Origin of the sequence: Fischerella muscicola PCC 7414 (assembly GCF_000317205.1) — a bacterium.
Lineage (GTDB): Bacteria > Cyanobacteriota > Cyanobacteriia > Cyanobacteriales > Nostocaceae > Fischerella > Fischerella muscicola.
In genome coordinates this window covers 1-13,369 of record NZ_AJLK01000154.1, presented here as the reverse complement: position 1 = coordinate 13,369, position 13,369 = coordinate 1, and the positions used below count along the sequence as shown (strand labels likewise).

At 43.2% G+C, this 13,369-nt stretch carries 10 protein-coding genes and 1 pseudogene; 4 read left to right on the top strand and 7 right to left on the bottom strand.

Annotated features, from left to right (window positions below):
* Window positions 1-295: pseudogene (locus UYI_RS39265) on the bottom strand (hypothetical protein); the annotation flags it as partial.
* Window positions 271-2,094, bottom strand: coding sequence for a proline--tRNA ligase (locus UYI_RS0124340; protein WP_026086148.1), 1,824 nt, complete (start codon window positions 2,092-2,094; stop codon window positions 271-273). The pseudogene UYI_RS39265 and the gene UYI_RS0124340, both read right to left, overlap by 25 nt.
* A gap of 82 nt (window positions 2,095-2,176) precedes the next feature.
* On the opposite strand from UYI_RS0124340, the gene UYI_RS0124335 reads away from it, so the two are divergent.
* A complete protein-coding gene (locus UYI_RS0124335; RefSeq protein WP_016869286.1) occupies window positions 2,177-3,565 on the top strand; it encodes a glycerol acyltransferase in 1,389 nt (462 codons plus the stop codon).
* A gap of 121 nt (window positions 3,566-3,686) precedes the next feature.
* Here the strand turns inward: UYI_RS0124335 and UYI_RS0124330 are convergent, their stop codons facing one another.
* Both UYI_RS0124330 and UYI_RS37160 read right to left on the bottom strand, forming a co-directional pair.
* Window positions 3,687-5,603 carry a CocE/NonD family hydrolase gene (locus tag UYI_RS0124330; RefSeq protein WP_016869285.1) on the bottom strand — a complete coding sequence of 639 codons (1,917 nt, stop codon included), beginning with the start codon at window positions 5,601-5,603 and terminating at the stop codon, window positions 3,687-3,689.
* A 101-nt stretch (window positions 5,604-5,704) separates the two neighbouring features.
* Window positions 5,705-5,878, bottom strand: coding sequence for a hypothetical protein (locus tag UYI_RS37160; RefSeq protein ID WP_157226386.1), 174 nt, complete (start codon window positions 5,876-5,878; stop codon window positions 5,705-5,707).
* A gap of 44 nt (window positions 5,879-5,922) precedes the next feature.
* On the opposite strand from UYI_RS37160, the gene UYI_RS34225 reads away from it, so the two are divergent.
* Window positions 5,923-7,254 (top strand): sensor histidine kinase, encoded by a 1,332-nt coding sequence (locus UYI_RS34225; protein WP_016869283.1) that lies wholly within the window; start codon window positions 5,923-5,925, stop codon window positions 7,252-7,254.
* Here the strand turns inward: UYI_RS34225 and UYI_RS0124315 are convergent.
* The 3 genes from UYI_RS0124315 to UYI_RS0124305 all read right to left on the bottom strand — a co-directional run bounded on the left by UYI_RS0124315 (window position 7,246) and on the right by UYI_RS0124305 (window position 10,380).
* Window positions 7,246-7,926 carry a response regulator transcription factor gene (locus tag UYI_RS0124315; RefSeq protein ID WP_016869282.1) on the bottom strand — a complete coding sequence of 227 codons (681 nt, stop codon included), beginning with the start codon at window positions 7,924-7,926 and terminating at the stop codon, window positions 7,246-7,248. The two genes, UYI_RS34225 and UYI_RS0124315, sit on opposite strands and share 9 nt — an antisense overlap.
* 262 nt (window positions 7,927-8,188) lie before the next feature.
* Window positions 8,189-8,953 (bottom strand): circadian clock KaiB family protein, encoded by a 765-nt coding sequence (locus UYI_RS0124310; protein WP_016869281.1) that lies wholly within the window; start codon window positions 8,951-8,953, stop codon window positions 8,189-8,191.
* A gap of 128 nt (window positions 8,954-9,081) precedes the next feature.
* Entirely contained in the window at window positions 9,082-10,380 is a 1,299-nt protein-coding gene (locus tag UYI_RS0124305) for a type IV pilus twitching motility protein PilT (protein ID WP_016869280.1), read from the bottom strand.
* Between the two features lie 1,035 nt (window positions 10,381-11,415).
* Between UYI_RS0124305 and UYI_RS0124295 the strand changes: the two genes are divergently transcribed.
* Window positions 11,416-11,790, top strand: coding sequence for a hypothetical protein (locus tag UYI_RS0124295; RefSeq protein ID WP_009456418.1), 375 nt, complete (start codon window positions 11,416-11,418; stop codon window positions 11,788-11,790).
* Window positions 11,791-11,966: 176 nt separating this feature from the next.
* Complete coding sequence (wecB, locus tag UYI_RS0124290; protein ID WP_016869278.1) at window positions 11,967-13,088, top strand: non-hydrolyzing UDP-N-acetylglucosamine 2-epimerase; 1,122 nt, start codon at window positions 11,967-11,969, stop codon at window positions 13,086-13,088.
* The last annotated feature ends 281 nt before the right edge of the window (window positions 13,089-13,369 follow it).

The following is a 13,369-nucleotide window of genomic DNA, read 5'->3' as shown; positions in this document are numbered from 1 at the left end:
GAGTGGGGATGAGTGGGGAGAGTGGGGTGAGTGGGGAGAGTGGGGAGAGTGGGGTGATGGGGAGATCGGGTGATGGGGTGATGGGGTGATGGGGTGATGGGGAACTCGGGGCCCCCGCGACCGACAGGGAGTGGGGATTAGGGGCAATGGGGAGGTGGGGGAAGTGTGGGGAGATGGGGAGAAAAATTTCTTTCTTGTCCCCCTTGTCTTCCTTGTCCTCCTTGTCTCCCGTGTCCCCCTTGTCTTCCTTGTCCCCCCTATCCCCAGTTCCTAACTTACTGCTTGCGAGATCCACCCTTTAAGAGTAGATACAACTTCCGTGATCGGGATTTCGTGAGAATTGCGGCTTTTTCTTTCGACTACTTCGACTTTGCCATTGGCGATCGCTCTTCCTGTGACAATTCTGTAGGGTATGCCAATCAAATCTGCATCCTTGAATTTTACTCCTGCTCGTTCATTGCGATCATCGAGGAGGGTTTCAATTCCAGCTTGATTGAGTTCTGTGTAAAGTTGTTCGGCAATTTCTACTTGTTGAGCGTCGTTGATGTTAGGAATCGTGACAATGGCGTGATAAGGTGCGATCGCTACAGGCCAAATAATCCCGTCTTGATCGTAAGATTGCTCTACCGCCGCTTGTGCCAAGCGTGACACTCCTACACCGTAACAACCCATCACAAGTGGTTTTTCTTCTCCCTGTTCGTTGGTATAAGTTGCTCCCATTGCGATTGAGTATTTTGTACCCAGCTGGAAAATATGCCCGACTTCAATCCCCCGCGCACTTTTTAAAGTTTGTTCAGGGTTATGTATGGCGCGATCGCCTGCTTTGGCTTTGCGTATATCTACCATAGTCTCTGGTAGTTTAAATTGCTTTCTCCAATCCGCACCAACTACGTGATAGCCAGATTCATTCGCACCCGTGACAAAGTTCTTTAAATCAACAGCAGTTTTATCTACCAAGCGCAAAAACTGCGGATGGACTGAACCCCCTTCAGTCCCCCCGTTAAGGGGTTGAATGTAATCATCGGCAATATCCGGCGCAATATAACCCAAAGGTAAAGTTTTCGCCGCCCATTTTTTCTGGGCGTCTGCATCAGGTACTGCTAACTTCAGAACCGTATTTCCACCATATTGAGAAGCTAGTTTTGTTAACTCATTTTGTAACTTGACTTCGTTAACTTCCTGATCACCCCGAATACTCACCAGTACCAAAACCGTTGTGCCGTTATTATATAGTGCCTGGTAGAGGACATTTTTTACAACTTGAGTCGGAGAACATTTGAGGAAATCACAAAGTTTTTCAATTGTCTCAGTTCCCGGAGTTTCCCGTTTTTCATAACTTGTAAATGGGGAAGTTTCCGCATCGGCTGGTAGAGAAACAGCTTTTTCCACATTAGCAGCGTACTGTCCATCTTCGGTGTAGAGGACTTCATCTTCGCCAGCTTCCGCCAAAACCATAAATTCCGTGGAACCAGTACCACCAATCGCTCCAGAGTCAGCTTCTACAGCACGAAAACTCAAACCAGAACGCCGCAGCATATTGCTGTAGGCTTGGTACATATCCTGGTAAGTTTTTTTCAGACTTTCTTCATCGGCATTAAAGGAATAAGCATCCTTCATAATGAATTCCCGTCCACGCATCAAACCAAAGCGGGGACGAATTTCATCGCGGAATTTAGTTTGAATTTGGTAGAGATTCAGGGGTAGTTGTCGGTAAGAGCGAATCAGATCACGAGCGATCATCGTGATCACTTCCTCATGAGTCGGCCCTAATGCTAATTCTTGTTCGCGACGATCAGTGAGGGCGAACATAATACCCTCAGCTTTGGTGTAAGTATCCCATCTGCCAGATTCACGCCATAGTTCTGCTGGTTGTAGTTGCGGTAAGAGACATTCTTGGGCCCCTGTGGCGTTCATTTCTTCCCGCACAATTTGAGAGACTTTTTGCAGTACCCGCCACATCAATGGCAAATATGCGTAAACACCGCTACCGATGCGACGAATGTAACCTGCGCGCACTAGTAATTTATGACTGGGGATTTCAGCATCGGCTGGATCATCCCGCAGTGTAACGAATAACATTTGTGACAGTCGCATCGTTTGTCCCTTTTTCAGTGTTGCTAATCTCTAACTTAGTTAAAGTCTAAATATCCACTCGCCATTACCGGAGAACTTTACCTTGCCTGATGTGATTAATCAAGCACAGCCGCCCCTAGAATTTATTCCACCAGCATTTAACCCCTCGGTTTTACGAGTTATTCAGCTAGGTTTACCCAGCTACTTACGCTGGAAAACAGCAATTAGCCAAATTGAAGCAGATAACGTAGAGGTTTTAGTAAATCTCTACCGCCAGTTTCAAGAGGGAAAGATTCGTTTTTTGATAGCATTTCGCCATCCTCAAGCTACAGATCCATTGTGTTTGGGCTACTTGCTTTCCCAACTCGTGCCAAGGGTAGCACGACAGCAGGGAATATCGCTACAGCATCCAATCCATGCTCATTTTATCTACGATCGCGGTATTACTCTATGGGCGGGTTCCCATGTCGGCTGGATTGCTTCTAAGTTGGGTGCAACACCCATTCAACGGGGGAAAGCTGACTGGATAGGTTTGCGTTCAGCACGCGATTTGTTTGCCAATGGGCGCTTTCCAATGGCTGCGGCACCAGAAGGTGCTACCAATGGGCTTTCAGAGATTGTTAATCCCCTCGAACCTGGAATCGCCCAAATGGGTTTTTGGTGTGCTGAAGACTTGCACAAAGCTGGGCGAGATGAACAGGTTCTCATTGTACCAGTAGGAATTCAATATAGTTATGTTGCAGTTCCTTGGGGTGCGATCGCTAATTTATTAACTAAATTAGAAACTTACAGTGGTTTACCTCGCACTACTTCCGGTCACTCACATCCTCATCTTCCCAGTTCCCTCTACCCCCGCTTGTTACGATTAGCAGAACGTTTGCTCAGTTTAATGGAAGATTTTTACACACGGTTTTATCATCAAAAATTGCCAGAAATCCCAGCACAATCTGAAGAAATAAATATATTTATTGCTGCTCGTCTCAATGCACTTTTAAATATAGTTTTACAAGTAGCAGAACAGTATTTTGATTTACAACCAAAGGGTAATTTTAATGATCGCTGTCGCCGAGTAGAACAGGCAGGTTGGAATTATATTTTTAGAGAAGATTATAAAAATGTAAAAGCACTGTCATCTTTAGAAAGAGATTTAGGCGATCGCATTGCCGAAGAAGCGAATTTGCGGATGTGGCACATGCGTTTAGTAGAAAGTTTGGTTGCTGTCACAGGTAATTATGTCAACGAAAAACCTACTGCCGAACGCTTCGCTGAAACAACATTACTCATTTGGGATGTAGTAACTCGAATTAGAGGTGGTAATCCTTTCCAGCGACCGCTTTTAGGTAAACAGAGAGCAAAAATTACTGTGGGTGAACCTTTATCGATTTCGGAACGGTATCCGGTGTATAAAGGAAGTCGTCAAGGTGCCAGACAAGCAGTTGCGGGTTTTACCAAAGATTTGCAGCAAGCCATAGAGGATTTGATACTCAAATAATACCAATTCTTAAAAGTTTACCAGAGGTGCTATGGCACTTCTGGCACAACACATAGGTCTATTTGAATTTTAATATTTGAATGCCAAAACAATGGCAGGCAGGACGCCTGCACCACTGTTGCTATCTCTGCTTACCTCTGCTCACAGGTAAGTCGATATAGGAAGCAAAAACTGCATTTCGCTGTATGCTGATTTCTGGTATACCTTCTGCTGGTAAGCGAACAAAGTTGTCTTGATCGTGTCCAGCGATCGCTACTCTAATCCGGTGTCCTTTTTTAACTAACACTGAGGTAGGTAGAAGATTGAAAGATAGTTCATTTACTTTTCCTGATTCTAAAGGCAGTCCATCTTTTTGTTTGAACGAATGGTAAGGGCCAAAGATTACATAGGGAGGAGCCTGATTAGATATTTTACGGTGCAGGGGTCGTAGCTGACCTTCGGTAATATATATTACCTTACCGTTTTCATCCACATCTTCCAGGTAAACGTAGAAAGCACCATCGTTAGCATTTGAGGAAGCGTAGAGCGTAACTACAGGATTACCGGTAATTTCTACATCATTTTTCAGTACATCGCTGGTGTAAGTGAGTAACTTTTGGTCTTCAACGGAGCGATCAGGATAGTTGTTGCGATCGTAATTTTGCGCCCAACGTGTATCTTTACCAGTGGTCGCTTCAAAATTGACTGTGTAATTATCCTCGCCATTTTGTTGAGTCGGTGGAGTGGTTGCCAAACTGTTATTTGCCCCTAAAAACCAACGTTGGTTTTTTGTACCCACAGGCGGCCAAACTTTAGTAGTTTTCCACTTGTCCTCGGCTAGAGTATAGTACTTTAACTCTCGTTCTAGTTTTGGTTTTTTATAGATGTCTTTGAGGTAGGTATCGAAGAAATTGACGATATCTGCCAGTTGCTCTTCACGAGATGGTGTGACTGGACTATCGGGAGGCAAGTAGGGATTTGCTTGTTTGTAAGCACCGTGAGTCCACGGCCCAATAGTTGCCTTTTGAGGATTTTTAAATGTCATGAAGCGATTCAGTACCCCATCTGCCGTTCCAGCATCTAGCCAACTACCCCAACTATAAATTGCGACGTTCGAGCGTTCAATGTCCTTTTTAAAGTTGTAGGGACTGATGTTTTCTATAGTCAGATCCGATTGACCGAAAGAATCATCGCGATAGGTAATTTGCTTGGCTGCTTCGTACACGTCAACATTGGCAAAATGTTGTTGAATTGCTTCTGCAAGCAACCGTCGGTCTTTATCTTCATCTACTGGTTTAACCCCGATAATGCCAGCTTTCTTGAAATCTTCGCAAATATCTTCTGCTTGAGCAAAAGAACATGGTGATAAATCAAAGAGTTTGTTGCTTTGACTCCACCCTTTGAGAAATCCTTCATTCAAAATACCGCCAGGGAAGAGAAGATGGGCATAAGAATCGAAGTCATTAAACTGAGGGACGATCGCTTTCACGGCTGGGTTGTTATTCACTGCCAACATTTCGGCGGTGTTGCCATCGTAAGAAATGCCATAAGTGCCTACTTTTTGATTTGACCAAGGCTGGGAAATAATCCAATTTACAATTTCGCTGTAGTCTTTAACTTCCTCCGGTGAGTATGGAACAGATACAGTGCCGAAGGATGCACCCGTACCACGGGTATCTACTAAGACAACAGCATAACCAGCTTGATTAAATGTATCTATATCTTGACTGTAAACTGGCAGAAAATGGGTGGTAGTTGGGTTAGCTTCCCGAGTGTCATCAATCCAGTCTACAGCCCGCCAGTAGCGTGTAGTTCTCAAAATTGTAGGAATTTGGGTACCTGGTGATAAGTCTTTTGGCAACCACACATCAATCGCTATTTTGATGCCATCCCGCATCGTGACATATAGCGCTTGATTTCTGGGGTAGCTAGTAGGGTTTTGTGCTAAAGTTGGCTGGTAAATAGAATTACCGCATGTCAGCCAAACCGAGAGTACTAAACTAAGTGTGAAAATGCCAATATAAGACCAATATTTGCGTCGCTTCAAGAGATTTTTCATTGTTCATGTCTCCCTTATCTTTGGGGAGTTGATTTTTGTCATCTGTTTGAGACATGCACAAATCTAAAACTAAGGCTTGACATCTCACATCAGTCAACCAGTCAACCAATAAGACAATTCTTCCACAGCCAAGTTTGAGTTAAATCTTTGTTCAAATCTTCTAGCCGATAGGAATAACCGACCGGACGATAGCGATCGCTCTCCATCAATGCTAGTTTGATAGCTACACAACAGATTTTTGACCTCAACTTTTGAGCAATCTGTTTTGTGAGCAAAAATTGAGTTTGTGATAGCAACTCCAGCCAGCAAGTTTATATATATGGGCAAAGCTTCATTAAATAGGCTTGTTCATCAAATTCAGACAAAATTTGAGCAGTTACAACCTTCACTAGAGTCAGCAGATTATAAAGCTTGGCGAGACCAATTTCTGTGGCGGCGTCTTAGCTCGTGCTTATGGGTGGCATTCGCTGTCTTGTTTTGTAGTATTGCCTTGGATATTTATCGGGTATTTTATATCCAAGATTGGGAACCATTTCCCAAGCAATTTAAACACCTTTTGGTGATTGAAAATGCAGTTATTGTACTGCTGTTATTCATCTGTTGGATACTCCACAGAACTAAATTCGGCCATCGCTATCCAGGGGTGCTTTTTTTGTGCATTTCTTTCTCTATCTCACTTGTATTGCAAATCTTTGCGACTTTTAGTGGTTTTGCCCGCCCTGATGTTGGCAATTGGATTTTATTGTTCATGGTGCAGGCTACCCTCATACCCGTTCGTCCTTTGCTGCATCTAGTGTCACATTTGGGGCCATTGGTTTACTATGTGGGTGTCAATTCGCTACTTGGCCTGACCACTTCAAAAGGCTATCCACTTTTTACTGTGGAATTCTTCTTAGTCATGTTTTGGGTTTGTTTCACCTGTGACCTAGCAGTATACCTTTACGAACGGTGGCAAAGAGCTGAATTTGAATCGCGCCGAGAATTGCAAGTTTTTTTACACGCTATTTCTCACGATTTACGCACGCCATTAATGGGAACTTCAATAGTGCTGCAAAACTTGTTGAAAAAGTCTGAGTCACAGTTAACTATCAATCGCTCAGTACTAGAGCGTCTGCTCGAAGGAAATTCCCGTCAAATCAGTCTCATTAACTCGTTACAAGAAGCCTATTCTTTAGAGGTGCGTGGTGTTGAACTCCACTGTCAGCCACTGCAACTTAGTACGGTAGTTAACTCAGTCCTCTGTGATTTAGAACCTCTAGCTACACAAAACCGCGTTCTTGTCAAGAACCAGGTCAATAATAATTTGCCTTTAGTTAACGCTGATGCGATTCAGCTAAGGCGAGTGTTCAGTAACCTGATTGGCAATGCTCTTAAGCACAATCCGCACGAAATTACTCTGACATTAGATGCGATCGCCCAAGAAAAAAAAATTCTCTGTCGCGTGCAAGACAATGGAGTGGGGATGAGTAAAAAGCAGTGCGTCAGAGTGTTTGAACTATATACGCGAGGAGAGAAAGCTCGTTTTATGCCTGGTTTGGGTTTAGGGCTGTATGTGTGCAAACAAATTATTACTGCTCATGGTGGCAAAATTGGCGTCACCAGTCACATCGGGGCAGGGACAACCTTTTGGTTTACGCTTCCTCTAGAGTAGTCCGTTACGCAAAGCCACAACAGCTGCTTGGACGCGATCGCTAACAGCAAGTTTATTCATAATGCTACGGATATGAGTCTTCACAGTACTCAGGCTCATATACAGTTCTGCTGCAATTTCTGGGTTAGTTCGACCTTCGACGATAAGTTTGAGGACTTCTAGCTCTCGCGATGAAAGTTGACCAAGATTGCTAACAACAGGAGCAGGAGGTTTAATATGTTCAATAACTTTTTTTGCAATTTGAGGATCGAGATAGGTAGCTCCTTGTTTGGCGGCGCTTATAGCTACTGATAACTGCTCTAAGCTCGTACCTTTAATACAGCAAGCATCAGCACCAGCCGCAAGCGCGGCGATCATCTCTGTTTCATCTTGATGAGAAGTCAAAATTACTACTCGGATATTTGGTAGATTTGCTTTAATTTGTTGTGTTGCCGCAATTCCATCTAGTTGCGGAAGACCAATATCCATAACCACTAAGTCCGGTTGGAGTTTGACAGCAGCTTCGACTCCCAAATAACCATCGGTAACTATGCCTATAATTTGATACTGAGAAAATTCTTCAAAAAACTGCTCTAATCCCAGTTGCATCACCGGATCGTCTTCCACAATTAAAATTCGTTGGCGAGAAAGTAGATTGGCTTGGTTGCACTCAGGAGTTGTTGGAGATGACATGGGATGGGGTAAGGGCAAATGCCAAGTTTTGTTCTACTTGTTCAATACCCTAAAAATCTGTTTTTAAGCAAGTCAATTCCTACGCACCAAACTCAGGTTAACTTACCGGAATGCACCAGGGATCGAAACTAAAGATTTTAAGCAAAAGCACCCAAGGAGTTAGTATGGGTTACAACCATTGTTCTAGTTAGCACAAAGCTAACTTCAGCTTTTCGCCCCAAATTGATTTGAAGGCGAAATATCAACAGGTGCAAGATATGAATTAACTCTGTTGTTTTGCACCCAACATCTGTAAAATTTTATCTACATTATCTAAATCGCCCACAATCCGCCGCACGGGGAGAGGCCAAACTTTCACAAGGGTGGGGGTGGCTGTAACTTGATTTGTTTCTGCTTGTTCTGGATGGCTGACAACATCAATGACTTTCAGGGTGTATGGTTGGCCAAGGTATTGCTCTAATAGGTCGTGGAGACTCTCAAGTGTACGTTCAATACCGGGGCTATGTCCAGCCACAAACAGACGTAGAACATAGCCTTGGGTATTTGGTTGTATCTGTAGTGTTGTTGCTTCTTGGTAGTATGGTACTGCTTCAAAAGGATCTAAACGTACGATTAAGTCGTGGTCTTCCCAAAGTTGGGGGAACGAGGAGCGATAACTATTTAATACCATGCGATCACACAATCCTTCTTGCCAAGGTGCGCTTTGCCAAACAATGTCGCCTGTGCCAAAAATGGCATTTAATAACGCTTGATGTCGCATCACAGCTGGATAAGCTTCAGCAAAAGTGCGTATTTTTTGAGTACGTGGATCTAACCAATGATCAATAGTAGCTGTGTAGCAGGGTACTAAAAAATGAGGTGGTTCTGGCAAGTCTAGGATTTCTTGTAAAGTTGCACATAAATTTAAATGCCATCGACCTTGCTTACTGGGGTCGATACAATAAATCAAATCTCCTCCGGGTGTAAACAGGGCAATGCCTTTAAATAACTGGGGTAGGATTAGTCTATCTGAAGTCAAGGGAATCAATAGGTTAGGGGCTGGGGATTAAAAGTCAACTAAGAATTTAGAAGCTAGTGTAGAACTATAATTCCTAATCTCTTAACTATTATTTCCTAATCTCCTATCCCCGATCCCTAATCCCCTATCCTTAATTCTTACACTCGACCTCGCAGCATCTGGGCCATTTCGTTGGGAGTCGGTGACATCTCCAAGGCTGTTTCTTCAGTAATGCGACCTTCTTGGTAGAGGTTAAACAAAGACTGGTTCATAGTAATCATGCCATCAAAACCAGCTTGTTTCATTAATTCCGTAATTTCATCGTACTTCCCATCTTTGATCCAGTCTTTAACTGCATCTGTGTTTATTAGAATATCGTGAAAGGCAGCACGTTTGCCATCTGTTGTGCGACATAAACCTTGAGCAATCACTGCTACTAAAGATTCGGAAATTGCTACCCGCATGGCATCCTGTTCATCACCTGAGTAAAGATTGAGAATACGTTCAATCGTTTTCACAGCGCTATTAGTATGCAGAGTTCCCATAACTAAGTGACCAGTTTGAGCAGCTTTGAGGGCTGTATTGACGGTTTCTTTGTCCCGCATTTCCCCTACTAGAATTAAGTCTGGATCTTCCCGCAAAGCAGCTTTTAAGGCATTGTCAAATTTTCGGGTGTGCATTCCTACTTCCCGTTGTTTGATCAAGGACTTTTGACTTCTGTGAACAAATTCTATGGGGTCTTCGATGGTGATGATATGCTTAGGCATCTCTTTGTTGATGTAGTCAATCATCGCTGCCATCGTGGTAGATTTACCAGAACCAGTCGGACCTGTCACTAGAATCAAGCCTTTGTGGTAATGGCAAATATCCCTGAAAACAGGGGGTAGGCGTAACTGGTCAATGGTTAAGATTTTGAGGGGAATTAAGCGCATGACCATTGCATAACCTTTGAGAGAATCAAAGATATTTATCCGCACACGGGCAAATTCGTATTGAGTTGCACCGTCAAATTCTAGGTATTCTTCAAACCGCTGAATTTCTGCTTCCGTCAATACTTCCCGCATCCAATTCATAAAAGTCTCTTTATCCGTTTCTGGATAATCTGTAGTCTGAATTTCGCCACGGTTACGGAAGCGGGGTGGTTCGCCTACACCCAAGTGAATATCAGAGATACCATTATCATAAGCTTCCCGTACCAACTGATTCAAAGTTGGGTGTAAACTATTGCTTTTGACACGGGCAGGACTGGGACTAGGCATTGGTGGCGGTGTCCCAGGACGATGAGCAGAAGCAGGGGGAGAAACTGGTGATGGGGTAGTACGACTTCTGTCAACTGGTATTTCTGAAGTTTGTGTAGACTGGCGCTGCGTACTAATTGTTGGTGGTGGTGGGGGAAGCGGAGGCACACCACGAGCTACAGATGGGGCCGAATTTAATGGATTTTGTGATTCTGACATATATCTTTACAAATGATTTTGTGTGAACTTATGTAAAAGGCTGGAAACAGGAGGCGGCTAAATGTTGTCTGCGCTTTGATCGCTATAGTTGCGTTTTGATTTGCCACCGAAACGAAATGATGACCAACTTCATCACTTGGTGATCAAGGTATTATTTTTAACTGAAATTTTAATTTTTTCAGTTAAATATATTTATTTTTGCTAACTTTACTATGTTTAACACAATAAGCATATCATGCAACCATAGTAATTATGCTTAGAAAAGTTTGTATAAAAAATACCTTAAATGATTTAATGTAATTTTAAATTTAGGTGAACTACGTAGCCATCATCAACTGCATAAACCAGAGCAGATGAAAAAACTTTCTTTCCTTCTGCCATATGTCTTGAAAATGGGTGTAGGGGTGTGAGGGTTTAGGGGTGTAGGAGAAAAAACCTCTTTCATCTTTGACAGTGAAACTTGTTTCATTTGGACTGCCATCTGCCTCCTGCGGGCCCCCACAAACTCGCGATTCGGAGAGCGAATTTGTGGGGAACCCCTCCTGCCACGCCACGTGACGCCAGGTGACGCCACGTGCTACAACTCTTGGAACCCCCAAGGGCGCACTGGCTCCTCTGCCTTATTTTCAAAACAACTTCAACTCATGTTCATGTAGAGATTTTTGATGAGATGTTTTTATAAATTTTGTTTGCCTGCTACCCCAGCCACGTCTTAAAATTATGAGAATCAGCCATGATATTGATAAGAAATATTAAGAAGGCTAGAAGTGAATTCTTGTCACACACAAAATAATTGAGTAACTTATAGCTTCTCTATCTATGGATAGATGGCAAAAAGAAGTTTTTAGCGAAAATAAGCTATCAGCGTTTATCCATAATAATAAAATCTTAACTGTTAATTTTATTAAATAAATGCTCATCTTCTCAATTGGTTTTTATATACTGAACTTCACTAATTGTTGATCCCTTTGTTTATCAACATCAAAGAAAGACTTCTGAATTCCAAACAGATTTGCGTATTTAGGAGATACACTCATGGCTCTCTCACAAACAGCTAATTTAAGCAAGACTGATTCCTTATTAATGGTTAAAAGCTTTTTAATATGGTCTTTCACATTGGCAGTATGCTTGCTGGTTGTCGGTTTTCCTTTGGTTGTTTTAATGGCTACGGTCGGATGTCTATTGTCTATTGTTCTACAATCTGTGATGCCTGTTAGTGCCGTTTTACTTGTGGCAGGAGGTTTAATTCTGTTTAATGTTTTGGCTGTTGTTATTGGTGCAAGCGTACTGACCGCTAAGGGTATCCACCCTAAAGAAGTGAAGTGGTTAAGCTGGTTGCATGGAGAAACAGAAGAAATGCAGAAGACCGTTTATGCTGCTTGCCCACTAACGTGTGACATCAAACTGTAACCTATTGCTGAATTCGACAAACAGTGCATCCTGCCCGGTTTTACCGGGTTTTTTCATGCTTTTTTGTCATTTGTCATTTGTAATAATTGGCCATGACTTGAACTTAATAATTATTGACAATTGACTATTGACCATTGACCACTGACTATTGATCAATGACCAATGACTAGTGACTAATGACTAATAACAAACTCGTTTACATTATTTTAGGTACTCGTCCAGAAGCGATTAAACTAGCTCCAGTCATTCAAATTTTCCAAGACTTTCCAGGCTTTGAAACACAAGTTATTTTGACTGGACAGCATCGTGAAATGGTTGAACAAGTGATGCAGCTTTTCAACCTTAAGGCAGATCGTGACTTGGAAATTATGCAACGGCAACAATCTTTAACTGATATTACTTGCCGCAGCTTGCGAGGATTAGAAGAATTATTTCAAGAAAAGAAACCAGATTTAATTTTGGTGCAAGGAGATACTACCACAGCATTTGCAGCGACTTTGGCAGCCTTTTACCAAAAAATTCCTGTCGGTCATGTAGAAGCTGGGTTAAGAACAGATGATTTATTTAATCCTTTTCCAGAAGAAGCTAATAGAAGGTTAATTTCACAACTAACTCAATTGCACTTTGCGCCAACACCTTTAGCTGTGGAAAACTTAAAAAATTCTGGTGTTTTAGGTCAAATTCATTTGACTGGTAATACAGTGATTGATGCACTGTTGAATGTGGCTGCAAAGGAACCAGCCTGTAATATACCTGGGTTGGAATGGAATAAATATCGTGTTTTGCTGGCGACTGTGCATCGACGGGAGAATTGGGGAGAACCACTGCAAGGAATCACCCAGGGATTTTTACAGATACTAGATAAGTTTCCTGATACAGCCTTACTATTGCCATTGCATCGAAATCCTACGGTACGAGAGCCATTACAGGCAAGTTTGGGCAATCACCCTCGGATTTTTTTAACAGAACCTTTAGATTATAGTGAACTGGTAGGAGCAATTATGCGATCGCATCTTCTCCTCACTGACTCTGGTGGTTTGCAAGAAGAAGCCCCTAGTCTAGGTAAACCAGTTTTGGTTCTGCGCGAAACTACAGAAAGACCAGAAGCAGTCACAGCTGGTACAGCTAAACTTGTGGGTACTAAATCAGAGACTATAGTGGCTAACGCCGTAGAATTGCTGAGTAACCCAGATGCTTATGCAGCAATGGCAAACGCCATCAATCCTTTTGGAGACGGTCATGCAGCAGAACGAATTTTGCAAATTGTGCAGAATTATTTGGGGATAGGGGATCGGTGATCGGGGATTGGGAATTGGAAGGGAGACAAGGGGGACGACTTGGAGGACAAGGAGGACGGGGAGGACAAACCAGACACGGATAAAGATTCTCCCACACTCCCCCCATCTCCCCATTGCTCCTAATCCCCACTCCCTGTCGGTCGTGGAGGCCGGTGAGTTCCCCATTGCCCCCAACCCCACAAAGTGGGGACCCCTAGCCCCCCATTGCCCCTAATCCCCACTCCCTGTCGGTCGCGGGGGCCGGTGAGTTCCCCATCTCCCCACCGCCCCACCTCCCACCG